Source organism: Caballeronia sp. dw_19, assembly GCF_018449515.1.
In the GTDB taxonomy this organism is placed as follows: Bacteria; Pseudomonadota; Gammaproteobacteria; order Burkholderiales; family Burkholderiaceae; genus Caballeronia.
Genome location: NZ_JAAVUQ010000058.1, coordinates 1 through 26277 on the forward strand (window position 1 = coordinate 1; position 26277 = coordinate 26277).

At 59.0% G+C, this 26277-nt stretch carries 21 protein-coding genes and 1 pseudogene; 11 read left to right on the forward strand and 11 right to left on the reverse strand.

The genetic code is table 11. The features are described from left to right. Positions 1 to 140: 140 nt before the first annotated feature. Entirely contained in the window at positions 141 to 1880 is a 1740-nt protein-coding gene (gene dld / locus HB376_RS37850; protein WP_213768805.1) for a D-lactate dehydrogenase, read from the reverse strand. Positions 1881 to 2035: 155 nt separating this feature from the next. Between dld and HB376_RS37855 the strand changes: the two genes are divergently transcribed. The 3 genes from HB376_RS37855 (at position 2036) to HB376_RS37865 (ending at position 6510) form a co-directional block, all read left to right on the forward strand. Continuing rightward, complete coding sequence (locus tag HB376_RS37855) at positions 2036 to 2926, forward strand: LysR family transcriptional regulator (RefSeq protein ID WP_213768806.1); 891 nt, start codon at positions 2036 to 2038, stop codon at positions 2924 to 2926. Positions 2927 to 3167: 241 nt separating this feature from the next. Further along, a complete protein-coding gene (locus HB376_RS37860) occupies positions 3168 to 4025 on the forward strand; it encodes an oxidoreductase (RefSeq protein ID WP_213768807.1) in 858 nt (285 codons plus the stop codon). Between the two features lie 1294 nt (positions 4026 to 5319). Next, positions 5320 to 6510, forward strand: coding sequence for a porin (locus HB376_RS37865; RefSeq protein WP_213768808.1), 1191 nt, complete (start codon positions 5320 to 5322; stop codon positions 6508 to 6510). Positions 6511 to 6889: 379 nt separating this feature from the next. Here the strand turns inward: HB376_RS37865 and HB376_RS37870 are convergent, their stop codons facing one another. The 4 genes from HB376_RS37870 to HB376_RS37885 form a co-directional block, all read right to left on the reverse strand. After that, a complete protein-coding gene (locus tag HB376_RS37870) occupies positions 6890 to 8188 on the reverse strand; it encodes an L-fuconate dehydratase (RefSeq protein ID WP_213768809.1) in 1299 nt (432 codons plus the stop codon). A 95-nt stretch (positions 8189 to 8283) separates the two neighbouring features. Further along, on the reverse strand, positions 8284 to 9225 hold the full coding sequence (locus HB376_RS37875; protein ID WP_213768810.1) for an ABC transporter substrate-binding protein: 942 nt from the start codon (positions 9223 to 9225) through the stop codon (positions 8284 to 8286). Between the two features lie 98 nt (positions 9226 to 9323). Further along, the gene (locus HB376_RS37880) at positions 9324 to 10349 is read right to left on the reverse strand and encodes an ABC transporter permease (protein WP_213768811.1); all 1026 of its coding nucleotides are present in this window, start codon (positions 10347 to 10349) and stop codon (positions 9324 to 9326) included. Between the two features lie 25 nt (positions 10350 to 10374). After that, positions 10375 to 11886, reverse strand: a complete 1512-nt coding sequence (locus HB376_RS37885; RefSeq protein WP_213768812.1) for a sugar ABC transporter ATP-binding protein — start codon at positions 11884 to 11886, stop codon at positions 10375 to 10377. Between the two features lie 424 nt (positions 11887 to 12310). Between HB376_RS37885 and HB376_RS37890 the strand changes: the two genes are divergently transcribed. The 5 genes from HB376_RS37890 (at position 12311) to HB376_RS37910 (ending at position 16650) form a co-directional block, all read left to right on the forward strand. Then, positions 12311 to 13105: a DUF899 domain-containing protein gene (locus HB376_RS37890; protein ID WP_213768813.1), complete on the forward strand. Its 795-nt coding sequence runs from the start codon at positions 12311 to 12313 to the stop codon at positions 13103 to 13105. Positions 13106 to 13447: 342 nt separating this feature from the next. Then, positions 13448 to 14461 (forward strand): SGNH/GDSL hydrolase family protein, encoded by a 1014-nt coding sequence (locus HB376_RS37895; RefSeq protein WP_213768814.1) that lies wholly within the window; start codon positions 13448 to 13450, stop codon positions 14459 to 14461. Positions 14462 to 14781: 320 nt separating this feature from the next. Beyond that, positions 14782 to 15423, forward strand: coding sequence for a TetR family transcriptional regulator (locus HB376_RS37900; RefSeq protein WP_213768815.1), 642 nt, complete (start codon positions 14782 to 14784; stop codon positions 15421 to 15423). Positions 15424 to 15749: 326 nt separating this feature from the next. After that, a complete protein-coding gene (locus tag HB376_RS37905; protein WP_213768816.1) occupies positions 15750 to 16151 on the forward strand; it encodes a VOC family protein in 402 nt (133 codons plus the stop codon). Between the two features lie 109 nt (positions 16152 to 16260). Then, positions 16261 to 16650: a hypothetical protein gene (locus HB376_RS37910; protein WP_213768817.1), complete on the forward strand. Its 390-nt coding sequence runs from the start codon at positions 16261 to 16263 to the stop codon at positions 16648 to 16650. A gap of 10 nt (positions 16651 to 16660) precedes the next feature. Here the strand turns inward: HB376_RS37910 and HB376_RS37915 are convergent, their stop codons facing one another. From HB376_RS37915 to imuA, 5 genes are all read right to left on the reverse strand, one after another. Further along, positions 16661 to 16786 (reverse strand): hypothetical protein, encoded by a 126-nt coding sequence (locus HB376_RS37915; protein ID WP_255631813.1) that lies wholly within the window; start codon positions 16784 to 16786, stop codon positions 16661 to 16663. 117 nt (positions 16787 to 16903) lie between these two features. Further along, positions 16904 to 17377 (reverse strand): DUF2501 domain-containing protein, encoded by a 474-nt coding sequence (locus HB376_RS37920; protein ID WP_213768818.1) that lies wholly within the window; start codon positions 17375 to 17377, stop codon positions 16904 to 16906. A gap of 134 nt (positions 17378 to 17511) precedes the next feature. Beyond that, positions 17512 to 20673: an error-prone DNA polymerase gene (locus tag HB376_RS37925; RefSeq protein WP_346730661.1), complete on the reverse strand. Its 3162-nt coding sequence runs from the start codon at positions 20671 to 20673 to the stop codon at positions 17512 to 17514. A gap of 6 nt (positions 20674 to 20679) precedes the next feature. After that, a complete protein-coding gene (locus HB376_RS37930) occupies positions 20680 to 22173 on the reverse strand; it encodes a DNA polymerase Y family protein (RefSeq protein WP_213768819.1) in 1494 nt (497 codons plus the stop codon). Beyond that, positions 22103 to 22810, reverse strand: coding sequence for a translesion DNA synthesis-associated protein ImuA (gene imuA / locus HB376_RS37935; RefSeq protein ID WP_213768820.1), 708 nt, complete (start codon positions 22808 to 22810; stop codon positions 22103 to 22105). Before imuA ends, HB376_RS37930 begins: the two co-directional genes overlap by 71 nt. A gap of 140 nt (positions 22811 to 22950) precedes the next feature. On the opposite strand from imuA, the gene HB376_RS37940 reads away from it, so the two are divergent. The 3 genes and pseudogenes from HB376_RS37940 to HB376_RS37950 form a co-directional block, all read left to right on the forward strand. Continuing rightward, positions 22951 to 23871, forward strand: coding sequence for a DUF72 domain-containing protein (locus HB376_RS37940; protein ID WP_213768821.1), 921 nt, complete (start codon positions 22951 to 22953; stop codon positions 23869 to 23871). A 707-nt stretch (positions 23872 to 24578) separates the two neighbouring features. Continuing rightward, positions 24579 to 24929 (forward strand): DUF4148 domain-containing protein, encoded by a 351-nt coding sequence (locus tag HB376_RS37945; RefSeq protein WP_213768822.1) that lies wholly within the window; start codon positions 24579 to 24581, stop codon positions 24927 to 24929. A 205-nt stretch (positions 24930 to 25134) separates the two neighbouring features. After that, positions 25135 to 25322, forward strand: a pseudogene (locus HB376_RS37950) (ATP-binding protein); the annotation flags it as partial. A 168-nt stretch (positions 25323 to 25490) separates the two neighbouring features. Here HB376_RS37950 and HB376_RS37955 read toward each other — a convergent pair. Further along, positions 25491 to 26231 carry a glucose 1-dehydrogenase gene (locus HB376_RS37955; protein WP_213768823.1) on the reverse strand — a complete coding sequence of 247 codons (741 nt, stop codon included), beginning with the start codon at positions 26229 to 26231 and terminating at the stop codon, positions 25491 to 25493. Positions 26232 to 26277 lie beyond the last annotated feature (46 nt).

The following is a 26277-nucleotide window of genomic DNA, read 5'->3' on the forward strand; positions in this document are numbered from 1 at the left end:
TAGTGGTAAAGAGAAAATCCGACTCTCGCAGACCGCTAAGGCCGAAAGCACCAACCCAGCATAGACCCCGACCACTAACCCCAGAACCGACCACTAACCCCAGAACCGACCACTAACCCCAGAACCGACCACCCCGACACCTAACCCACCACTTCCCGGTACATCGCGAACTTCGACGTCTGCCCGATCCCCGGGTTGAAGCAGTTACAAGGATCGATCTGCTGATAAAACCCGGCGAGCTGAGGCTTCGCATGATACAAATGCCCAACGTTATGTTCCGCCGGATACTCGGCCCCACGCCGGTCCAGCAGCGTCCACATCTTGTGTTCGACCTCAAGGCAGTCATTGCCCTTCTTGACGATGTAATCCTGATGAAACACGTGACACAGGAAGTGGCCGTAATACAACTTGATAGAGATCGTCTCTTCGATGTCCGCCGGCAGCGTCTCGATCCAGTCGCGATCATTGCGGCGCAGAGCAACGTCGAGCGCGACGATATTCTCCACTTCCCGTGTGTGCACGGCGCGATAGCGGACCGCGGCGCCGGCAGCGGCGAAGCGGTGCAGGAACGCTTTCGTGCCTTCTTCGTCGGTGCATTCGAAATAGCCGCCGGTAGCGCTTTCGAAGTAGCTTGATAGGAAGGCACGCGTTTCTTCCACACTTTCGGCCGTCACTTTCAGCATCAGGTGATGCTCGTACTTGTCTCGATACTGTTTCATACGCGGCGGCAGATGGCTTGGAAACAACCGGCTCGCAGCCTGCATGACGCGGTCGGTGAAATGCGAAGGGAAAAACCCGAGGCGATCGAACAGCGCATCGAAACGGCTCTTTAGTCCGAACAACGCAGGTAGCCGGGACGTGCCAAGATAATTGATTGCGAGGAAGGTATCTTTACCGTACTCCTCAGCAATATCGAATGCGTCTCGATGAAGGTATTCCCCCGAGATCGGCAAGTGTTTGAAGTCGTGCAGCGCGTGACGGCGGATCTCGGTGAGCTCGTCGGGCCGGTTCGTGCCAATATAAAAAACCTTTGCGTTCTGCTCGATCGGAAACGTGTCGAGCCGTACCGCGAACACCATCACCTTGCCGGCCGATCCCGACGCTTCATGGAGGCGCTGTGGATCCGCGTTGAAGCGCGCCGGTGTATCGGCATCGATCTCGCGGACGTGAGTCGCGTAGCCGTGGTCCGATCCGGCGCCCGCGTCGTGCCGGACATCGGCATCCGAGAACTCACCGCGCTCAAGCCGGCCAAGGATGCCGTCGGGTGTTTCGCCAAGTTCGATTCCCAGATGGTTCACCAGGTTCAGCTTGCCTGTCGCGTCGACCTGCGCAAATACCGCCATCTCCGTATACGCCGGGCCGCGATGCACCAGCGCACCGCCCGAGTTGTTGCAGACACCGCCGAATACCGACGCGCCGATGCAGCTCGAGCCAATCACCGAATGCGGCTCGCGTCCGAGGGGCTTCAGTATTCTTTCCAGTTGGTCGAGTGTCGCCCCCGGAAGGCAAACGACCTGCTTGCCATCGTTGATCACGTACACCTTCTTCATGCGGCTCGTGCTGACGATCACGATGTCGCGATCATAGTCGTTGCCGTCAGGTGTCGAGCCGCCCGTGAGGCCCGTATTCGACGCCTGCGTGATGACAATCACATTCGCCGCGATGCAAGCCTGCAGCACGTTCCATTGTTCGACGATCGTGCCGGGGCGCACTACCGCGAGCGCCTTGCCTGCGCCAAAACGAAAGCCCGTGCGGTAGCGGCGGGTCGCGCCGTCATCGGTCAGGGTGTGCTCCTTGCCGACGATGTTGCGCAGGTCGGCAATCAACGTGTTGGCCGCGTCGGCCGGGAGGGTTGCCATTGGTACGCGCGCTGTTGACATGAAATTCTCCTGAGGAAATGTTGAGCGTGACGCGCATCGGTTTCATCCGGCCGTTTCGAGTGCGGCCTTCAAGCGCATCAGGTTGACGCAAAGGTTAAAATCATGCCGGTCATTAGTCCAATATCTCGAAGTCGCTATTTGGAGACGAAAAAGATATGGAATTTCGCCAGTTGCGCTACTTCCTTGCCGTCGCCGAGCATCTGCATTTCACCGATGCCGCGGCGCATCTGGGAATCGCCCAGCCGCCCTTGAGCCAGCAGATCCTGAAGCTCGAGCGGGAAATCGGCACCCAGCTCTTCATCCGGCATCCGCGCCGCGTCGAATTGACCGAAGCAGGACGGCTCTTTCGCGAAAGCGCGCGGCGTATCGTCGAGGACGCACAGCAAGCGTTCGTTGAGGTGCAGAACGCGGGGCGCGGAGAGACGGGACGGCTATCGCTTGGTTTCGCGGGCTCGACGGTATTTCACCCCGTGGTCGCGACAACGATGCAGAAGTATCGGCATGCGTATGAGCACGTCGCCATTAGTTGTGAGGAAAGCAATAGCTCGCTGCTGCTCGACCGGGTCGCCGAGCGGCAGCTCGACGCCGCGCTGGTGCGCATGCCGCTGAACTGCCGGGATCTGATCGTCGAACCGCTCGTCGATGAAGACATGTTGGCGGTGCTGCCGGCGAACCATCGCCTGAGCCGGCGACGGCGCGTCGATCTGGCCAACCTTGCGGACGATCCGTTCATCCTCTTTCCGCGGCCGATCGGGCCGGATCTATACGACTCGATCATCAGCGCGTGCCGCGAAGCTGGCTTCGCGCCCTCGATCGGCATGGAGTCGCCACAGATCTCATCAGCGGCGAACCTCGTCGCGGCTGGATTCGGTGTTGCCGTGGTTCCCGCGTCGATCGGGCAGATCCAGGTTGAAGGCGTGTCGTATCACGAACTGCAGGGCAAGCCGCTTTCGACCGGTATCGCATTGATCCATCGGCAGCGCGAAAAGTCGCCGACCGTGCTGAACTTCGTCAGGATTTTGCGGCAGCAGCGAGTGGCCCGCTGACTTCACTTGCGCACAGACACATCGTGTCCCGGCGACCACGACGCGTAACTGCCGATACCGCGCGCAACCAGCGCTGTCGCCCCCGGCGGCGAGGATATAAGTTGCTTGAAAGGCTTATCGAAGCGATGACCTGCAGGCGAGCGGCCGACCACGCGACGCGCTCCAACATGCGATACTTTTTATCCCGCTATCCCTACCGTGTGGTTTAGCAGCCGCGCGGCTCTCGTCAAAAAGGAACCTCATGCCGTCCACGCATACTCCCTCGCCAGCACCCGTTTGGTTCATTACCGGCTGTTCCACCGGATTCGGCCGAGAGCTCGCACTTGCCGTCCTTGATAAAGGCTGGCGTGCTGTCGTGACAGCTCGTCAACCCAGCTCGCTGGCAGAATTTGACGAGCGCTACGGTGACCGCGCACTGGTGCTCGAACTCGATGTAACCCAGCCCAGCCAGATCAAACACGCCGTTGAAAAAGCCCTGCAGCAATTCGGTCGCATTGACGTGTTGGTCAACAATGCCGGCTATGGCTACCTGAGCGCCATCGAGGAAGGCGACGATCAGGACGTGCGCGAGATGTTCGAGGTCAACTTCTTTGGCGTTGCCGATACCATCAAGGCCGTCTTACCCGCGATGCGGGAACAGCGCGCCGGGCACATCGTCAACATCACGTCCGTAGGCGGCCTGATCGGCAATCCGGGAAGCGGCTACTATGCCGCCAGCAAGTTCGCGGTGGAAGGCCTGAGCGAAGCGTTGGCCGCGGAGACGGCCGATTTGGGGATCAAGGTTACGGCGGTCGAGCCCGGGCCGTTCCGTACCGATTGGGCAGGACGTTCGCTGAAGCAAGCTAAACAGCCGATTGAGGCTTACGCGGCGAGCGCTGGCAAGCGCCGCGCTACCATCTCGGCCGCTAGTGGCAAGCAGCCCGGCGACCCGGCACGCGCGGCGCTGGCTATCATCGCCGCGGTGCAGTCGCCAACCCCTCCGGGCCATCTGATTCTGGGCAGCAACGGGCTGGAGCGTGTCCAAATCAAGTTGGAGGCTCTGCGCGCCGAGATCGCCGCATGGGAAGCCACCACCCTGAGCGCCGATTTCCCTGGCTAGTAGATCCACGCAGTTGCCGGCTCGATTCCAGTTCGATTGGACCACGACTGGATCGAGTCGCCGGCGCCGATCCGGTTGTGCGGCTCATAAGGCGCTTTGTCCCACGGCATAAAAATTAGTTTTATAAGCTTCTAATTATTTCCGCCTTATGTCATAGGGGAAATGGACGCACTCAAGCAGTCGCGTTTCTACCACACTTGTCCAGTGACTCAATGGATGTAGTGGGTGACATGCAAATGTCATCCGAAAAAATTAATCCGACAAATACCTTTCGATAAACCAACGTAATCCGTATTTCTTATAGCCTGGATTTATTGGGAACCTTATTGTCTGACCATTGGCAAGAGGGTTAAAAAAAACAAACACGAGTCGCTACCTGGATGTCGGGGCAAAGTCGTTGACGGGAGCCGGGTGCAATGGAACGGTGAACAGACTCAAGGGGGCGGCCCCGCGAGTGGTACGAACAGAAATAAGGCCACAAGGCCTCGCAAACCGGTGGTGCAGGGTGAGCCTGTCGTTCGACTGGGCCTGAACATTCACGCGATCAGCGTCGCCGAAATCGCGGTGTTGGACGGCGAGGTGATGCGCGCAGTGTTGGAGTTAGACATGCCGGGGGATCGGATAATCGCTTATGCGCAGCTTCACATGGCGCCTCGCCGCAAAGCATAGCAAAGTTATTGCGTTACGCGATAGAACATTGTGCTTCGAATTTACCCTGATTTAAGAGAATACTGCGTAATGGCATTATTCGATCCGTTACGTCGTCAGCGACAAGTTGAGATTATTGACTCCTGTCACGTAGCGCGAATCTTCATATCGTATCAGTCGCCTCCATGCGGTCGTAACTATTGATTGGTGCTGCTTCGCCCGGTTACTGGAGTGACCGGCTCCGTGTAAACCAGTATCAATATATAGGGTGTTTAGGACAACTTTTTGTTTTCGAAAAGAGAGGGGGCCATGCAACGTGACGCAGGCGCTTTAGTGTCGAGCAGATTGTGGCGACGTTGAACCGGGCAGAAACGGGAGCTCTGCCGCGTTGAGTTGCTGAAGGTGCATGAGCGTAGATGGCGCGAGTTCGCGCGGGAAACGCGGGGATTTTGGGTTAGCCCAGTAAAACGGTGAGTGCTGTCGGGTAAAGAAGGGGAGTCAACCGAATACCGCTTACTGCAGTACCTCGCTTAATTTTGGCGTTATTGCGTGTATTGCGTGGTTGCGCGCTGACGGCAAGACAGGAGCAAAGCCCGACGAACTCTGATCGGCGTTTCGAGACATATAAACAATAATCACCTACCACATGAAAAAATCAATTATCGCCTTCGTCGCACTCGGCACACTAGCCGGCGCCGCACACGCACAAAGCAGTGTCACCCTGTTCGGTATTATCGACGAAGGGGTCGACATGATCACCAACAACAAGGGCGGCCATGTTTACCAGGCAGCCGGCAGCGTGATGCAGGGCGACCGGTGGGGCCTGACCGGCTCCGAAGACCTCGGCGGTGGCATGAAGGCGGTATTCATGCTCGAAAACGGTTTCAACATTAACAGCGGCGCGCTCAGCCAGAATGGCCTGATGTTCGGCCGGCAGGCTTGGGTCGGCCTCGCGACTCAATACGGCACGGTCACGCTCGGTCGTCAGTACGACTCTATTTTCGACTACACAGCCCCGTTCGCAGGCGGCCAACTGGGCGCTGGCGTCTATGGTGCGCACCCGGGCGACCTCGACAACTCGAACATCGATTACCACGATAACAACACCATCAAATACGCAAGCCCCACCTTTTCGGGCTTCAAATTTGGCGGTACGTACAGTCTCGGCGGTACGCCCGGCAGCATCGGCACCAATCAGATCTGGTCGCTCGGAGCGGCGTATAACCAGGGACCGCTCGGCCTCGGCGTTGCTTACCTGAACGCGCGCAACCCAGGCACCAGCATGTTCAGCACTGCCGCGTCGAGCCTGCCTGAAACCTTGATGACGCCGATCTACTCCGGCTTCATGAGCGCGAACACGTTTCAGGTGATCGATTTCGGCGGATCCTATACGTTCGGTCCGGCGACGCTCGGCGTCACGTATACGAACGCCAAGTTCATGAATTTGGGCAGCAATCCGATGCCGACCGGCGCCAAGGGTCCGGCCTCTGGCTACGCGACGGGTAGCACGGCGACCTTCAATGATGTGCAGGTCAATTTCCTGTATCGGATCACGCCCGCGCTGCGGTTGCTCGTGGCGTCTGATTACGTCGAGCGCAATTCGCTCACGGAGAAGAACGGACAGGCAGTCGACAACGGGAAGTACCTGCAATACAACGCGTCGCTCGACTACTCGCTGTCCAAGCGCACCGACGTGTACGTAATGGCGCTCTATCAACGCGCGCTCGGCGACGACTCTACAGGCGGCCCGGCCGTCGCGGCCATCACCGATACCACCGCCATTTCGTCGAACGGCAACCAGTTCGTTGGACGCATTGGAATTCGCCACAAGTTCTGAGGGCGCAAGCTTCGCGCATACCACGACCGGCAGCCCGCTGCCGGTCGGAACGCAATGCCTTCGTGCACTGTCGTGTTGGGAATCGTATGGCGACATTGGGTCCGTGTTCGCCGAACCAGTTTGCCTTGCGGGTGATGTGGACGTCGTATCCTATATCCATGTGCCCGGGTTCGCGGTTAGTGCCAGGCGGGAGTGATCCGTTATGAGGTGGACTTGACTGCACGCACGGTCACCTACTACGGATGTCACGATGAATCATACGTCGAGACATATCCCGCAGTGGAAATCCAGTAGCCGTAACCACCCGGCGCATTGTCTTTGCCAAAAGCGGCTTCTTGCCAGGCTTCCGAATCGATACAACACCCCCGCGCGTACCGTCTCAAACCCGCCAGGCCGGTCCCTCAGGAAAATCATATTGATCGAGCGACGCCGCGTGCATTTCGATGCTGTATCCGGGAAGTTCCGGTGGCATGTAACGGCCGTTCTGGATCACGACAGGATCGACGAAATGCTCATGCAGATGATCCACGTACTCGAGCACCCGATTTTCCAGCGACGCCGACACGCAGATATAGTCGAACAACGAAATGTGCTGGACGTACTCGCACAAGCCGACGCCGCCCGCATGCGGGCACACGGGCACGCCGAATTTCGCCGCCATCAGCAGGACGACAATCACCTCGTTCAGCCCGCCGAGGCGGCAGCTATCAACCTGACAGAAGTCGATAGCCTGCGCCTGCAGCAACTGCTTGAACATCACCCGGTTATGGCAGTGCTCGCCCGTGGCTACCCCTATTGGCCGAATCCGCTGGCGGATAGCCGCGTGGCCGAGAATGTCGTCGGGGCTCGTGGGTTCCTCTATCCACCACGGATCGAATTGCGCCAGGCGCCGCATGTTCGCGACGGCTTCATCGACGTCCCACACCTGATTCGCATCCATCATCAGCTTGCGGTTTTCACCGATTTCTTCGCGCAGGATGCGGGCCCGGCGCATATCTTCTTCAAGATTGCCGCCCACCTTCTGCTTGAAGTGCGTCCAGCCCTGCGCGACGCCTTCACGGGCGAGCCGGCGAATCTTGTCGTCGTCGTAGCCGAGCCAGCCGGCCGACGTCGTGTAGGCCGGATAGCCGCGCGCCAGCATGTCCTTTTCTCGCTCGCCCCGGGTCTTTGCGTGGCGATGCAACATGGCGATGGCTTCGTTCGGCGTGATCGCATCGGTCACGTAACGGAAGTCGAGGCAACGCACGAGCTCTTCGGAGCTCATGTCGACGAGCAGCTTCCACACCGGCTTGCCTTCCGCTTTGGCCCACAGATCCCAGGCCGCGTTCACGACCGCCGCCGTCGCCAGATGGATTGCCCCCTTGTCCGGGCCGATCCAGCGCAACTGGCTGTCCGACGTCAGTGCGCGCCAGAAAGCGCCCATGTTCGCGGCAATGTCCTCAAGCGTTTTGCCGACGACCAGCGGAGCAAGCGCCTTCACCGCAGCCACGCAGATCTCGTTGCCGCGCCCGATGGTGAAGGTGAGGCCATGGCCCGTGAGCGCCTCCGGCGAATCGGTTTCGAGCGTCACGTAGGTGGCGGAGTAATCCGGCGCGGCGTTCATCGCATCGGAGCCGTCGAGCGAACGCGAGGTCGGAAACCGGATGTCCCGGACGGACAGCTTGGTGATCGTGGGCATCTGAACAATCTCCTGGACGAGAGCTATCGACTTCCAAAGAACAACGAGAGCCGCGACGTCGAAAGACGCCGCGACCCTTCCTCTGACGGCGACGGTTAATCGTAGAGCACGGCGGCGATCTTGGGATCGTTGATATTGCTCTTGTCGTACCAGTAGAAGCCCGTGTCGACTTTCTTGGGCAGCGTCCCGCCCTTCAGCGCCTTCACAGCAGAGTCGACCACGCATTTGCCGATGCCGATAGGGTTCTGCGTAATCGCGCCATACATCAGGCCCGAATTGATGTCGTCCTTCTGCTCCTTGCCGGAGTCATAACCGATCAGGATGAGCTTTTTGCCCGATTCCTTGACGCCGATCGCGGCACCCTCGGCCGAGCCTTCATTCGAACCGAAGATGCCCTTGAGATTGGGGTTGGCCTGGATCATCGTCTTGGCAATTTCCGCTGACTTCAGATGGTCGCCGCCGCCATACTGGACCGAGACGATCTTGATGTTCGGATGCTTTGCTTTCATCTCGTTCAGGAAGCCGTCGCGGCGATCAACGCCGGTGCGGCTGGTCTGGTCGTGCACGATCAGGCCGACCTCACCGGAATTGCCGACCGCCTCGGCCATCTTGTCGGCGGCGAGCGCGGCCGCGGCAAGGTTGTCCGTCGCGCAGGTCGTGAGCGGAATGTCGCTGTCGACGCCGGAGTCGAAGGCGATGACCGGTATCTTGGCGGCCTGCGCTCGCTTCAACAGTGGAATGGCCGCTTTGCTGTCAAGCGCGGCGATGCCGAGCGCCTGGGGCTTCTTGGCAAGCGCGGCCGAGAGCATGTCGATCTGTTTGTCGACCATGGCCTCGGTTTCCGGACCCTCGAAGGAAATCCTGACGTTCTGCGTCTTCGCCGACTGTTCCGCGCCGGCTTTGACGGCCTGCCAGAACTGGTGCTGGAAGCCTTTCGAAATGAGCGGGATGTAGGGTTCGTCCGCGCGCACAAGACTTGTGCCGCCAATGAGCGCGCCAACGCCGACCACGACACCGATTACTTTTCTTTTCAACATGGTGGTTCTCCTCCTAAGGTGGGCCGTTAACCTTCAGCCGTTTGGGGAGCCTTGGCGCTCCCTTTTCTTGATCTTGTCCCGTGCAGTGTCCGCTGTCGTCAGCTCTTCTTGCGCCGCAAAATATCGGCATAGACCGCGAGAATGATGATGAGACCTGTCACCACGATCTGCCATTCCTGGGCGACGGACAGGATGCGCAGGCCGTTGGTCAGCACGCTCATGATGAAGGCGCCGATGATCGTTCCCAGGATCGTGCCCGAGCCGCCACTGAGCGAGGTCCCGCCGATGACCACGGCCGCTATCGCTTCGAGTTCGTAACCTTGGCCGAGCGCCGGCTGGGCCGAATTCAGGCGCGAGGCTATAAGCAGTCCGGCGATGCCGCAAATTGACCCGCTCAGGCCGTAAATGGCGATCTTCCATCTATCGACATTCACGCCGGAAAGGCGCACGGCTTCCTCGTTGCTGCCGAGCGCAAAGGTGTAGCGGCCAAGCGCCGTGCGATTCAGCGTGATCGAACTCACCACCGCCAGGAAGAACAGGATCAGGACCGCGTTCGGAACGGGCAGGCTCGGGATTAAATCGCCGATGAGCGAATCCTGAGAGATCCGGTAGAAGTTTTCGGTGTCGGTGAAATAGATGGGCTTGTCGGCCGAGACGACGAGCGACAGCCCTTTCAGCAGCAGCATCATGCCCAGGGTGGCAATGAACGGCGGGATCTTCATCTTCGCCGTGAGGGTGCCCGAAACGGTCCCGCAGAGTGCGCCTGTGCCAATTGCAGCAACAACGCCGATCGACATCGGCAAATGCCAATAGGTCAGGAACACACCGCAAATAACGGCCGTGAAGGTCATCAACGTGCCGACGGACAAATCGATGCCGCCGGTGATGATGACGAACGTGCAGGCGATTGCCAGAACGCCGTTGACCGCCGTCGCCTGCAGGATCCCGAGCATATTGTCCATCTGCATGAAGGCGGGCGAGGCGAAGCTGAAAAACGCCAGCAGCAGGACCAGGCTCCCGAAGGCGAGCAGCTTTTGCAGGGCGGTCGGCGAGAAGAGGCGGGCTCTCAGGCCGGACACCCGTCCCTGATTACCTAGCGCCGAAGTATCCGATGGCAGTGTCATGGAACGGACCTCTCCTCTAAGAGACTCATGCCGCTTTTAAGGTTTCACGCTGCGTCGCCAATTGCATGATGCGCTCCTGCGTCGCCTCCGTGGCTGAGAGTTCGCCGGTAATGCGGCCCTCGCACATCACGACGATACGGTCGCTCATGCGCAAGATTTCCGGCAGTTCCGACGAGATCATCACGATCGCCTTACCCTGGTCCGCGAGCGAGCGCAGGAGCTTGTAGATTTCGCTCTTGGCGCCGACGTCGATGCCGCGCGTCGGCTCGTCGAAGAACAGCACGTCGCAGTCGCGCTCAAGCCATTTGGCGATGACAATTTTCTGCTGATTACCGCCCGACAGGAGCCGCACTTCCTGCGTCGCGGAAGGCGTACGAATGGCGAGCAGATTGATGAAATGGCTAGCTGTCCGGCGTATCTGGGCGCGGCGCAAGAAAACGTTGAGCGACAGGAATTTGCCCAGGTTGGACATCACGATGTTCGATTCAACATCCATTCCGGTCGCAAGGCCGAAACGCTTCCTGTCTTCCGAGAGATAGCCGATACCACGCGCCACCGCGTCGCTCGGCGTCCTGATCGTCACCTTCGCGCCTTTCACCAGAATTTCGCCCGATTCGATCGGATCGGCGCCGAACACCGCTCGGGCGACCTCGGTGCGGCCGGCGCCCATCAGGCCCGCAAAGCCCAATATCTCGCCTTTGCGCAGCGCGAAGCTCACGTTCCTGACCAGCGGGCCGGCGTTCAGATTCTTTACTTCGAGCGCGACCTCGCCTTCGCCTGCGGTGCTGTGAGAAGGCGCGGCGTCGGTCAACGCTCGCCCGACCATCATCCCGATGATCGCTTCGACGGTCGTGTCCTTTGCAGTGACCGTGGCCACATATTCCCCGTCCCGCAACACGGTGACGCGGTCGGAAATCTGCTTCAGTTCGTCCATCTTGTGGGAGATATAGATGATTCCCACATCCCGGCTTTTCAGTTCCCGGATGATGCGGAAAAGCTCGGCGATCTCGGCGTCGTTGAGCGCGGAGGTGGGCTCGTCCATGATCAGGACGCGCGAATCGAAGGACAAGGCCTTGGCGATCTCGACCATCTGCTGGCTGGCGACGGTGAGGGTGCCGACAACCGCACGCGGGTCCAGATTCACATGCATGCGGGCAAGGATGTCGCGCGCCTGCGCATTGAGCTTGTCTTCGTCGAGGAACAGGCCGAGGCGTCCGCGTGGCTCTCGGCCGATGAACATATTCTGGGCGACGCTCAGATGATTCATCAACTGGAGTTCCTGATGAATGATGCAGACGCCCATGGCCTGCGCCTCGCGCGGGCTTGAGAAGTCGACGGGCTGGCCGTCGTAGAGGATTTCGCCCGAATCCCGGGTGTACACGCCGGCGAGGATTTTCATCAGCGTCGACTTGCCGGCGCCGTTCTCGCCCATCAGCGTGTGGACTTCACCCGCCATGAGCTCGAACTGGACTTCGTGAAGCGCCCTTACCCCGGGAAAGCTCTTGCTCAGTCTGTTGACGGAAATGAGCGGGATCATGGCGCGGATGGACCGACGGTTCCGCGACCGCCGCCGGCCTCATCGCGAGAAACGGGTCGAAAAAGCGCCGGGCCGGGCTGCGTTAGACGCGGCCGGGTATTGGGGCGGAAATCGTAGCGAGAAGCCAGACACATTGCTGGGCCCCCAAATCGATATGCCACGATTTTACGACGCCGGATGCCAGCGGCTCAATGGTAGGCATTCCCTAGTGTCGTGCGCAGAGGTATCTCGCGGATGAACACGAGCCAGACCTCGGCTGCAGCCAGCGAGACCCCACAGGAATACCGTCACGCTTGTTACTCCCAGCGTTCGATTTCCGGTGCCAGACTATTTCACAGCCGCCAACGAGCAGTGAGCAGCGAATGGAGCCGCTCTTCAGTGACGAGGCGCGGGAATTTGTCCAAACCAGGAGATTGCAAAAGCCATGACATCATCATCCGAGAACGGACGGAAAGACGGACAGCCTGCCATGCACACACCGCCGGTCGTGTCGTCGCAAGCGTGGGAGGCGGCCCGCGAGCAACTGCTCGTGAAGGAAAAGGCCCACACCCGCGCCCGCGACGCACTGGCCGCAGAGCGCCGGCGCATGCCGTGGATGGCCGTGGAGACGGCGTACGGGTTCGACGGGCCCGCTGGCAGGGTCAGCCTGCTCGACCTGTTCGACGGTCGACGTCAACTGATCGTCTACCGCGCCTTCTTCGAGCCGGGCGTGTTCGGCTGGCCCGAGTACGCCTGCCGGGGTTGCTCCATGGTGGCGGATCAGGTTGCCCACGTCGCTCACCTGAACGCCCGTGACACCACCCTCGTGTTCGTCTCTCGTGCTCCTCAGGCGGACATTGCGCGGCTGAAGGCGCGGATGGGCTGGGAGATGCCGTGGTTCACCCTCACGGACAGCTTCGATGCCGACTTCGGCGTGGACGAGTGGCACGGCACGAATGTGTTTTACCGCGATGGCGACCGCGTGTTCCGGACTTACTTCATCAACAGCCGCGGCGACGAGCAGATGGGAAGCACCTGGAACTATCTCGACATCACGCCGCTTGGCCGTCAAGAGAGGTGGGAGGACTCGCCCGAGGGTTATCCTCAAACCCCGACCTACAAGTGGTGGAACTGGCATGACAGCTATGTCGCAGACGCAGCGCCCGACAAGAAGTGGGTCGAGGTGTCGGACGCCGGAGAGGCGGCGTTCCGGGACCCGCAGCCGGGCGCGAAGCCATGATCGTTGGATCCGAAGGGCAGCAGTCAGTCAGAGGGGGGCGCGATCGGCCGTAGAGCGAAGCTCCTCCATGAAGAGCGGTCAGTCAAGGCCGACCTCGATCACACCAAGCTGAGCACACAGACGGTCGGTCCCGAACTCACCGCTTGCGCGCTGGCGTCATGCCGCTGGTATGGCCGCTCCTAGCGGCTGGTTTGGGGTGCCGTCGCCAATCAGGACGGTAGCGCATGCTTTTTGCTTAAGCGAAGGGGCAAAGGTACATATCGCAAGAGTGAGATGCAGGCTGGCTGGCGATAAGCCCGCCGCATGAGGGCAACTGCCCGGCCGACCAGCGGTGGAGGAGCTATGCAAGGAAGCAATGACAAGGTACGTGCTGCAATTCTTGCCGTGGCGATTTCATTGCTTGCCTCATGCGGCGGAGGCGGAAGTGGTTCGAGTGGCGCGGCTGCTCCGGCGGGCGGCATTGATCTGCAAGTTGTTTCGTTCGGCGACAGTCTGTCGGACGTCGGGACCTACGCACCGATCGCCAGCGCGGCCGGCGGCGGGCGTTTCACGACCAATCCGGGGCAAGTGTGGACTCAGGATGTCGCGCAATACTACGGGGACACGCTCACCGCTGCGTTTACGATCGACATCGCTCATGAGTTGAGTGCGCAAGGCGGCCTTGGCTATGCGGAAGGCGGCGCCACGGTGGCAACGCCGGCAAACCTGTATGACTTTCTGACCAACGTGATCGGCAATATAGAAATGCCCGTCAACCAGCAGGTTTCGAGCTATTTGGCCACTCACGGCAGTTTCAACTCCAATCAACTGGTGCTGGTCTGGGCTGGGGCGAACGACGTGCTTCGCGCCGGGCCGCTGCCGGCCGCGGCGCCGACCGTGCAGACGGCGGCGACCACCCTGGCTCAAGTTATCGGACAGATTGTTCAGGGAGGCGCCACTCATGTCGTAGTCGTCAATGTCCCGAATATCGGACTGACGCCGGACGGCATTACTTCGTCCGACGGCGGGGCAAACCTGACCCAGTTATCGCAACTATTCAACGATGACTTGAACGCTGCCTTGCAGGCCAATGGCCTGCAAGGCAAGGTGATCCAGATCGATTCTTATACCTGGGCGGATCAGATCATTGCGAACTTTCAGGCGAACGGCTTCGCTGTGTCAAACACGAGTACCGCCTGCGACCCCGCGAAAACGCCCGATGACACGGCATTGCTGTGCTCGCCGGCGACCTATGTAACGCCCAATGCCGATCAGACGTACATGTTCGCCGACGAAATTCATCCGACGACGCATCTGCATGCACTGTTCGCCCAGTTCGTGGAGCAGCAGATCGCCGCGACCGGTCTGGGTCACTGAACCTGTGAAATGATGACTCGATGACTCGCCAGCAGAATGGGCGGGTACCCGCATGTCCGGTCCGACCGCGTCTTGCTATTGCGTCGATCATGGGTACTCCTGCGCGCCGTGAGCATGACGAAGCTCGAAAATTTGCTCTCGCCGAAATCACGGCAAACCCCTTTCACTAAACCTCGAATCCGGCGGGACGTAACAGTCTTGTGCTGCGAAACAACATCCAACCGCACAGCGACTTCGTGTAGCGCTTCACTCGATCATTAATAAGTTCGCTGGAACGCTGTAGAGTCTGAGCTAATACTCGCTTTTGACCAGGTTGCATCGTGACGACAAACAGGCGTCAATCATTAAAGCCGCGAAAGATTCCGCAGCAATCCCGCGCCGAACAAACCGTTGCCGCGATTCTGGAGGCAGCGGCCCGTGTGCTCGAAACGAAGGGGATGGACGGGATGAATACCAATCTCGTCGCGCAGCGCGCGGGTGTCGGCGTCGGCTCCCTGTATCAATACTTTCCCAACAAAGACGCGCTCATTGTTGCCCTTAGCAAGCGGGAAGGGGCCGTGTTCTTTGCAGAGGCTGCAGGCGCATTGAGCGAACCCACGGGGCAGGGGGCATTGAAGCACCTCATTACCGTTTCGGTCCGCCAGCAACTGCGTCGTCCCGCGCTTGCACGCGCGCTCGATTTCGAGGAAAACCGTCCCGTCATCGCCAATGAACTGGCGGCGTCGAAGGCTGCTTTTCATGAAGTAATCCGGCAGATTCTGGTCCGCAAGGATATTCCGCCGCAGCCAAACATGGAGACCGCAACTGACGACCTCGTTGCCATCCTTCGCGCTATCGTAGATGCGGCGGGGGAGCGCGGTGAATCGGACCGACGAGATCTGGAAAGCCGTGTCAGCCGTGCTTTATTCGGATACCTGGGGATTGTGGATCGTCAGCCCGAAAAATCACGAACCCGGAAATAGGCGCTTCCCGGGCCGCGAAAGGCTGTCTTCGCGAGTCATCTAATCACCATAGCGTGCATCCTGGTTCCGAGATAACGGGAGCTGCCTCGGTGACTTCTGAAATGCGAGCAATTATTCATATCGTTGCTGTGGCAGACGCGTAAAACGCCCGCCATTACTGGGCTGCGCGTCGCGGAAAGTGCGCTCTCCAATGCGAGTTTAAAAATCGAGTAATTACTCGCAAAATGGACATCGTGGAGCCGATCGCCGGATCGGCGCAACCGCATAGGATTGGGTCAGTGACCACTCGCTCCACGGCAAATTTCAACCTTTCTACGAGATCGATCATGAATCTTCATAAAGAAGCAAAGCTGAACCACCTGAGCTTTCCCACCACCAACGTAGCCGAGACGGCTGCATTTTTCGAGAAATACCTCGGCTGCGAGATCGTCGCCGCTGGAGAGAGCTGTCTGCTCAAACGGAATGGCTTCGACATCGTTCTGGACCACGTAACGGAGGAAGTGCCGGTTTGGCCTAAAAACTTCCACTTCGGCCTGGAGGTCGACAGCCTGGATGACGTCCATACCCTCTATAAGGAATTCCTGGACGGTGGCGTTCGCATGGAAACGGAGGTCTTCAACAACTCGCGTGGATCTCGGTTCTTTTGTCGCTCGCCTGGTGGCGTCCTGATCGAGGTCAACACTCGCGCAGATATGCACAAGCAGGAGCAATGGCAAAAGCTGTTTTAAAAGGAGAGGCGGATAGCATCGGAAACATACGCCTCGGTCGAGTCACAGCGATTTTTGCGACCAATTTCCTCTGGTAAGCTGAGTGCCACGCCTTTCTACGAGGGTCGGAATGCCACGCGCATCGATCATGATCCGGATTTTGTTCGCACTATGCCTTCTTGCCGCAACCTTCAATCATGCGCGTGCCGTTCTCCAACATGGTTTGCTTTGGGATTATGGCTACGGAAACAAGATTGCCCTGACAAGCAAGATCTATTGGGATGTGCTGACTATTCTTGACCCACTCGCCGCGATCCTCTTGTTTGGCAAACCACGGGCGGGAATCTGGTTGACGGTCGCGATCATCGTGAGCGACGTTATACATAACACGTACTATGCCGCGATGAATGATCAATGGCTTGAGCCATTTTATCTGGCGCAAATCGGCTTCCTCGTGGTCGTGCTCGGTCTCGCACCGATAGCGGCACGGGCATTTCCCTCGTTGGCGAACGATGCCTGAATACGTTCTCTCAAGAATCGCTCATGCGCCTCAGCGTCGTGCCACGATCCATCGCCAGACATGCTTCGTAGTCCGCCATGGTGCGTGGGCGAATCAGCAGGCGATCGGTCTCGAACGTGGGTAGCGGATCGCTCATCGGAACTGAAACGAAAACTAAAGAGGAGGGCGATGCATCGCGCTAACCCCGACATGTCCAATGCGAACGAAGGACTCGCCGGGGTTAAAAACTAAAAACCAAAAAACAAACCAACCATCACCCGCCCACCAACGACTTCCCTTGCGAAAGAATCTTGTCACAAACCTGCTTCGTAACCTGCTGCTTCAACCCACCCCCACTCAGATCAACCGACTTCCCATCACCACTTTTCAAAAGGCCCGCCGCCCCTGCGGTATACCCACTATCCGACGACGCAGCCGACGTCCCGCCCAGCTTGCTCATCAGCGAGTCTTTAACCGACGACGCTCCATTCCCACTCAGATAGTTGTTCTTGATACAAAACTGCAGCACACCCGCAACATTGCTGGTACTACCCGATGTCAGCGATGACCCGGTCAACCCGCTGGTCATACCGCTCATGCTCCCCAGGCTGCTGAGCCCGCTGGACGATGACGCATCGGATCCGCCTCCCTTCAACAAATTGCCAAGCTGTGCATGAGCGGCTGAAATAGGTAACAACATTGCAATTGCAATGCCTGCAACGGTGCTGCGATACATGCGGACTTTCATACTCAGACTCCTTCGGTGACTAAAACCAGCCTCTAATATAGTGCGTTTCAAGCAAGACGTTGAATAAGAACGCCCCCGGCTTGAGATAAAGCAATTTAGATGGAGTGCTGATGATAAAAGAAGATCAGAAAAAATCAATGAAAGTCCCGGCTCACGCTCGTCAGCCCACCCAGCAGATACGACATATCCACCAGCCGCTGCGCGACGAGATGTCGAACCTCGCCCTCGCATTGCCACGTACCGTACACGGCGAGCAACGTTGAACCGAGCGCCTCGCGGCGCTGCTTCTCCAGCAGACTAGGCCATACGATCACGTTGACGTTACCAGTCTCATCTTCGATCGTAACGAACATCACGCCCTTCGCCGTTCCAGGCCGTTGGCGCACGGTCACGAGTCCGCACCCGCGCGCTAACCGCCCGTTCCTGTAACTACGCAACGTAGCCGCCGACATCAACCGATGCTCAAGCAACGCCGGCCGCAGCAGTTCAAGCGGATGACGTCCGAGAGACAGCCCCGTAGCCTTGTAGTCGCTGATAATATCGTCGGCCTCAGAGGGCGCGCCGAGCAGCGGCGTGACATCTTCCACGCGTGCATCGTTGAGCAGGTCCTTGTCGGGCACTGCGGCCACGGATTGCCATAACGCTTCCCGTCGATTACCCGCGAGCGAAGTCAACGCATTGGCAGCAGCCAGCGCCTGCAGATCATGCCGATCAAGTTGCGCTCGTTGTGCGAGGTCTCCCACGTTTTCGAACTGACGCACACAACGGGCAGTTCCAATACGCTCAGCCGCACCATCCCGCATCCCGCGAAGCAGCGATAACCCCAGCCGCACCGCAGGCCTGCTGTCATCGCCCCGACGTTCATCCGGGTATTCAAGCACCGAATCCCAGCCGCTCACCGTCACGTCAGCGGGAAATACGACTACGCCATGGCGCTTCGCGTCCTGCACGAGTTGCGAAGGGGAGTAGAAACCCATCGGTTGCGAATTCAGCATGGCCGCAAGAAACGCCGCCGGTTCATGACGTTTCAACCAACTGCTGATATACACAAGCAGCGCAAAACTCGCCGCATGGCTTTCAGGAAAACCATATTCACCGAAGCCCTTGATCTGCTCGAATATGGCGTCTGCAAAGTCCTTTTTATAACCGTTCCTGGTCATGCCACTCACAATGCGATCGTAGTATTTCTCCAGTCCGCCTTTGCGTTTCCAGGCGGCCATCGCGCGGCGCAATTCATCGGCCTCACCGGCAGTGAAATCGGCGGCGATCATTGCGATCTGCATGACCTGTTCCTGAAAAATTGGCACCCCCAAGGTTCTGTCGAGCGCGACCCGCAGGTCGTCGTTTGGAAAACTCACTGGCTCCAAACCCTGACGCCGCCGCAAATATGGATGCACTGCGCCGCCTTGAATCGGACCGGGCCGCACGATCGCGACTTCGATCACCAGATCGTAAAACTTCTTCGGCCGCAGTCGCGGCAACATCGACATCTGCGCACGCGATTCAATCTGGAACACGCCGATCGTGTCCGCCTGCGAGATCATCTCGTAGGTAGCTTCATCGTCACGCGGAATGTCCTGCATCTCGAAGCGCTCGCCGTACTTCTCCGACACCATGTCGAGTGTGCGTCGAATGGCCGAGAGCATGCCGAGCGCGAGCACATCGACTTTTAAAAGCCCCAGCGCTTCCAGATCGTCCTTGTCCCACTGGATCACGCTGCGATCCGGCATAGTCGCATTTTCGACAGGAACCAGCCGCGTGAGTTTCTCCCGGCTGATCACAAAACCACCCGAATGCTGCGACAGGTGCCTTGGAAAATTCAGCAATTGCGCAGCCAGCGACGCCCACGACTGAATCAACGCATTCTCCGGATCGAGCCCGGATTCGGTGAAGCGTTGCAGCAGGTCCTGACCGTTATCGAACCACTGATGCGACTTCGCGACGCGATCCACAATCTGCGGATCGACCCCCAGCGCCTTGCCCGTTTCACGCAATGCACCACGCGGCCGATATGTCGACACCGCCGCCGCAATCGCCGTGCGATCACGCCCATATTTACGATAGATGTACTGGATCACTTCCTCGCGCCGCTGATGTTCGAAGTCGACATCGATATCCGGCGGCTCACCGCGCTCCTTGCTGATAAATCGCTCGAACAGCATGTTGCTGCTCGCCGGGTCTACTTCAGTAACACCGAGGCAATAACACACGGCAGAGTTGGCGGCGGAACCGCGTCCCTGGCAAAGGATGTTTTCGCGGCGGGCAAAACGAACGAGGTCATAGACGGTGAGAAAGTACGCCTCGTATTTCATATGCTCGATCAACTCGAGTTCATGTTCTATCTGAGCCTGCACCTTGTGCTCAATGCCGAGTGGAAAACGCCGATGCGCGCCAACATAGGTTTCCTGCCGCAAATAAGCAGCGTGGGTATATCCCTCCGGCACGATTTCGTCCGGATACTCGTAGTGCAATTCATCGAGTGAAAACGTGCAGCGCGTGAGCACATTGAGCGTTTCGCCAAGCGTGTATTCCGGATAGAGATTCGCGAGCCGCAACCTGGAGCGCAGATGTTGCTCGGCGTTCGGAGCGAGATCGTAACCACATTCCGACACCGGCTTGCCGATACGAATTGCCGTCATGGTGTCCTGCAGCGGCTTGCGCGAACGCACGTGCATTACCACGTTGCCGGTCGCCACCACGGGCACTTTGTGAAACGCGGCCACATGCTCGACGGTCCCCCGATGTATGTCATCGAGCGCGCGCTGGTGCAGCGTCAACCCAACCCACGCGCGTTGAGGAAACGTGGTGTCGAGCCATTCGATCTGGGCATCGAGCGCAGCCTGTTTTGCGGGGAAATCGGGCACGAGGATCGCGAGGCAATCCGGCATGCCACGCAGATGGGCGAACTCTTTATCGGGCCGTGCCAGATCGTTCGGCGTGAGCAGGTACGCGCCTTTTTTCGACCGCATGCGGGCAATGGTGATGAGCTCCGACAGATTGCCGTATCCATTGCGGTTCGTCGCCAGCAAAATGAGTCCGAAGGCCGGCGAAAGATCCGCATTGACGAGCTTGAAATACGAGCCGATCACAAGTGGAAAATTCAGCTTCTTCGCCTCCACATGCGCGCGTACGACACCCGCGAGCGAGCATTCATCGGTGATTGCCAGACCGGCATAACTCAGTTGCGCCGCCCGCGCGACCAGCTCCTCTCCACGCGATGCCCCGTGAAGAAACGTGAAGTTGGAAAACGCGAAAAGCTCCGCATACGCGGGCAGCATGGAGAAGGTGGTATCCACGATGCATCATCCAAACAGGCCGTGGAGAAACCAGCGCGGGTCTTCGGCCTCCGCGCTACCGGGCCGCTCGCGATAAATCCAGTAGCAACTTTGATCGCTGGCTTGCGCGACGAAATAATCACGGCTTGTCAAACCGCCGTCGAACCATCCCGCCTCGATGCGCTCAGCCGGCGACACCAGTTTCAGCGACGACCCATAGAACGGCCGATGGCTTTTCATCATCAGTTGCAGCGGCTTTTCAAGCAGCCACGTCGGGCGCGGCAGATCGGACGGCACGGCTTCAAGCTTTTGAGGATGGGTGGTGTCGGTGACGGAGATCCATCGATTCGCCTGTTCAGGCCGGTAATCCGATGAAGGCGCCGCACGCAGCACGTTCTCGGCGCCCAATCGCGCAACCAGCAATTCCAATAAGCGGTTATGGTCTTCCGGCGAACCGCCGGGTTCGGGAAAAAGCGTCTCGGTAGGCGGTTCGGCAGGCTGTATTTTTGCGGCGCTCAGGCGCATGGCGATCACCGGCGCCACGAGTTCCGTGCGGCCAAGCCGCTCTTTGAACAAGCGCAGCAGATGTTCTTCGTGCCAGGTGGGTTCGGCGAGAGCGATCTGGATAACGGTGGGGTCGATGGCATCGCGGCCGCGCTCGTGTTCCAGCGTGAGCGTGGCGTGCGTGAGCGCCAGTTGCTGCGCGCTCAGCCAGCCGCACAGTTGCACGATCAGCCGGCGCGCTGAAAACAACATGGCTTCCGCATGTTCGATACGATCGGGCAACTCGATGCGCGCGCTGAAAGCGGGCGGCACGGCCAGCCATTCATGGAGCTCGGGCGCGAGTCCATACGCGCGATCGAGCGAGTCCAGCAGCGCGACGCCACAGCGTTTTTTCAGACCCGCACGCGGCAGGAGGCGAATGTCGTTCAGCGTCTTGCAACCCAGCCCGTTGAACCAGTCCGTGAAAGCCCGCACTTCCGGCGCGGCCTGGAACGGCAGCGTCCCGAGCTTGCGTTCGAGCGAAGCCATTTTCAGCACGCGCCGCTTGCCGAGGTGAGCGCTCCGGGCGCTTTTGGCCAGTAGCCACGCGCCCTGGCCGGTCGGCGCTGTGCTCAGGCGTGCCGTTACGCCGATGGCATCGACAATGTTCCGCATCTGATGACACAGCCGCACGATGCCGCCGAAGAGCCGCAAGCTCGCCGTCACGTCGATAACAATGGTTTCCTCATCGCAGAGCGCGACCATGGGTGAGAATTTCATCAGCGAAAAAGCTACCTCGCACATCAAGTCGTTTTCTCGGCTCAACTCGCGCTCGAACATGAGGGTGTCGGGCGAGAGCGTGAGGACGCCGCCGCGTTTCATGCCTACGCATACGCTGGCCTCGCGGGCACCCGGGTCTGCTATAAAAACCGTGTCGCGGTCGAGGACGACGCAGCCATGTTCAGGCCTACGCGACCAGCGTGGACGGAACACTTCCAGCGACAACCGGGGTAGATGTATGCCGACGTACACGGGCATGGGGACTCAGCAGGACAGGAGAGGGTTGCAGGGTGACGGACAGTCTTTCGGCGCGGATCGGGCCTTTGCGCTTGATGATGTCGACAGCAATACCGTCGCCGGCCGGCCGCACGCACAGCCTCAATGTGGCCGGTGACGAGTCCGCCGCGCTCGCGAGCGGGCGCACCATCAGGAACAGCGTTTCAGAGGATTGCGCGGCCATGTGCAGGCGCCGCAGCGATTCCGTGCGCGCGTATTGCTGCCAGAAGACAAGCGCGCCACAACTGCCCGTCTTGAGAATTTGCTCGGCTGACCACAATGCGTCAGCCAGTTTCGATGCGCGCACCTGGAGCAGCTTGTCGAGCGGCACACCCAGATACGCAAAAGCGAGAGAATTTGGACTATGAGGCGGTTGCACAAAAGCGATAGGGCGGCGGCTCACGGCGGCGAGCGCCGGGCGTAACAGCCTGACTTCGCCCACGCCCGGCTGCTGCACCAGCAACTCGATCAGCGTTCCCAAGGGCCAGCCGCCACCCGGCAGTTCGGCCGACAGCACGGCATAACCCGTGTCGACGGTCTGCCCCTGAGCGCGCGCGAGCTGCGACCCGCGCCACAAGGCGGGGTGGATGTCTTCGACGTTCTTGAGCAGGGCTGACATGGTAAATTTAACTGTATGGATGTACAGTACTCTACCTTGAATTTGATCGAGCCTGAACTGCCCCTTTTAAACATGGGGAGGAAAAACGGGGGAGAAATTATGTCGACTGAACGTAGTGGAAATGGTAGGGAGAATGCGCGGTGACCATCCTGGTCGGCACAGCGTCGTGGACGGACCCCACGCTGATCAAGTGCAAGCGTTTTTATCCGCCCGGCTGTTCGAGCGCGGAGGCCCGGTTGCGTCATTACGCGTCCGTGTTCCCTTTGGTGGAGGTCGATTCCAGCTATTACGCCATGCCTGACGCTGCAAATTCAGTGTTGTGGGCTGAGCGGACACCGCCCGGGTTTGTGTTCAACATCAAGGCGTTCCGCTTGTTCACGGGGCATCAGACCGCACGCGACATGTTTCCGCCAGACGTTCAGCCATACCTGCCGCAAAACGGCAAGACGAGCCTGTATTACAAGGATTTGCCGGGCGAGTTGCAGCAGGAATTATGGTGCCGGTACTTTGAAGCTATCGAGCCGCTTCGTGCCGCCGGCAAGCTTGGCGCAGTGCATTTCCAGTTCGCGCCGTGGGTGATCTGCAATCCCCACGGCATCCGGCATGTCGAGCACTGCGCGGACGTCATGGGCGCAATGGACGGTTACACCATGGCGGTCGAGTTTCGCAATCAGACCTGGTTCGACGAAAAGCGCCGCGATTCCACGCTGGCCATGGAACGTGAGCGCGGACTGGTGAATGTGGTGGTGGATGAACCGCAGGGGTCGAGTAACAGCATCCCCGCCATTTGGGAAACAACGCATCCGCGGCTGGCGTTGATTCGTATGCATGGACGCAATCAGGACACGTGGAATGTCAAAGGTGCGGTTGCGTCGTCGTCGAGATTTCAATACGAGTACAACGATGATGAAATCGATTCAATCGCCAGCCAGGTTATCGAGATTTCAAAAGCGGTCGAACTGACGCATGTGGTTTTCAATACCAACTACGAGGACCAGGGACAGAGGAACGCGCTGAAGTTGGCCGGGGCTTTGGGTGTCGCGCATTCAGTCGACGGTTGACATCGTAATGACGATGGGAGCCAGGATAAAACGCCTGGCGCCAGCACGCCAAAGGCGATACCCGTCTCACGATGAAAAATCTTCTCGGACACGCCAAGTCTGACAGCCCACTCTGTCACGGCATGGGGTTGATCGGGCGCTTAAAAAATCGTTTCGCATATCTGATTTAATTTTTTGCAGCAATTGCGCAGGATTCGATGAGCGATCGATAAGGCACGACCGCCTCGTCTCGCACTCCCCTCGCGATGGCTCGGGCACGGAATCGCCCCTCATCCGCTCTCCCCAAGTCTTTCTGCCTCCGGCCAAAGATAACAATTTGGTAATGCTGATGTCAGTCTCGCGCAAAGCTTGAAAGCCGATACTGATTGCAAGTCACCGAGATTGCACTGAGGCCGAATAGAAGTTGATGACCATGCATACGTCGTATGCAAGCAAGAGCCAAAGCAGGCAGTCGTGGCTTACGAAGGTCTGTCAGCATCAACTTGAAGAAATTATTTGATCGATCGCGGAATAACAGCAATGCCGATGTGTTTGCCACTGCATGAACGCGGTAATTTAGATTTAACCAAGAAAGGAAACCGAAACGAAGATTAGCCATTTAATAGCAGTTTCAAGGCTTGTCATCGCACTCCGGCAACTACAGCGTCATCCGTTTCAGGGCAAGGTTGCCCGTTAATCAATCACACTCATTGAAGGAAATATCCATCATGAAAAAAGCACTTATCTGCCTCGCTCTCGCCGCTGGTGCCTTGGCCGCTCCGGTTCTCAGCTTTGCACAATCGAATGCTCCCGTGACACGCGCTGAAGTCCGCGCAGACCTGGTGCGTGTTGAACAGGCGGGCTACAACCCGGCGCGCGGTGGCGACGTCGACTACCCGGCCGACATCCAGGCTGCTGAAGCGAAGATCGCAGCTCAGAACGGCCAGCAACAGGCAACGCAAGCCTACGGCGGCGTGGCGGAGAACGGCACTTCGTCGTCAAGCGCCCCGATGCACACGGCTACGCGCTCGACCTGCGTTGGTCCGGTCAGCTTTTGCAACATCTACGCAGGTGGCTAAGTGGCGCGGTTCAGTCCCTGCGCTGTCGCGGTCATTTCCGTTGCCTTGCACAGGACCTGAGTTGCCACGTGGACTATCAAGCCTGGCTGGAGCATCGTCGCCGCCTGACGCAGCGTCAGGCGCGGCTGGAAAGTCAGGTGATGGGCAACGAGGCCTTGTCGGCGGAAGTGATCGATTCATCCGGTCGTGTTTTTCTGGAACATAACTTGTACGCGTTTTCGACTGGTTTTATCGTGCGGATCCATCGAGGGCAAGCGGCACGTCGGCGAGCGGATCGACCGGGCGGGATTGGCGATAGTGCGGACGATCATGGAGCTGCATGGCGGCAAGGTACATGCGAAAAGTGAGCCGCAGGGAACACGGTTCGTCCTGACTTTCCCGTTGGTCAAATGAATTCTCTGCTTTGGCCGGAATGGCCGCTTGGCAGTACCCCACCACGCTTAAGGAATATGGCCGTCCCTGAAGCTTTGATACTGTACGGGCTTCATTTCCGTTGCCGTCCCTCAGCCGCAATCTGCAACACGCCGTGTACAAATCATCTGATGTGCGGCAGGAAACGCATCAAAATATCATTCCGCCCGCGACATCGATCGTGCATCCGGTGACCCAGCCGGCGTCGTCCGAAACAGCGAAGGCGACGGCTGCGGCAATGTCGCTGGGCTGACCGACACGCGCGAGCGGCGTCTTGGCGATAAAGAACTCAGCCATCCCTTTCGCAGATTCCGCATTCCCTTCGGTGGTGACGAAACCCGGCGCAATGCCGACCACGCGAATCTTGCGAGGGCCAAGCTCCATCCCCAGCGTGCGCGTCAGGGTGTCCACCGCGCCCTTGGTGGCGCAGTAGACGTGAACCATCGGATAGGGACTGTGCGCGAGACCCGAACTGATGTTGACGATCACACCACCCGCCGGCAACACGCGGGATGCCGCCTGCGTGGTAAGAAGCAGGCCGCGTACGTTGAGGTGGAAGTGCTCGTCGAAACTCTCGGCCGTCAGCGTTTCCAGGGAGTCCATTTTGTAGACCCCCGCGTTGTTGATCAGGATATCGAGCTTGCCGAACGTATCGAGGGCAGCATCGATGAGCGGCTGGATCTCAGCCGGTTTGGAAATATCGGCTTTGACCGCGATGGCCTTGCCTCCCGCCGTAACGATTCTCTTGACGACGACATCTGCGTCTTCCGCACTGCGCGAGTAGTTCACGACCACGTGAGCGCCGTCGGCGGCGAGGCGTTCAGCGATACCCGCTCCAATGCCTTTGGATGAACCGGTGACAATAGCGACTTTGCCGGAAAGCTTGCTCATGAATGGGGTGCTCCTACGAGGATTGAGCGCCCATGATAGGCTGCCG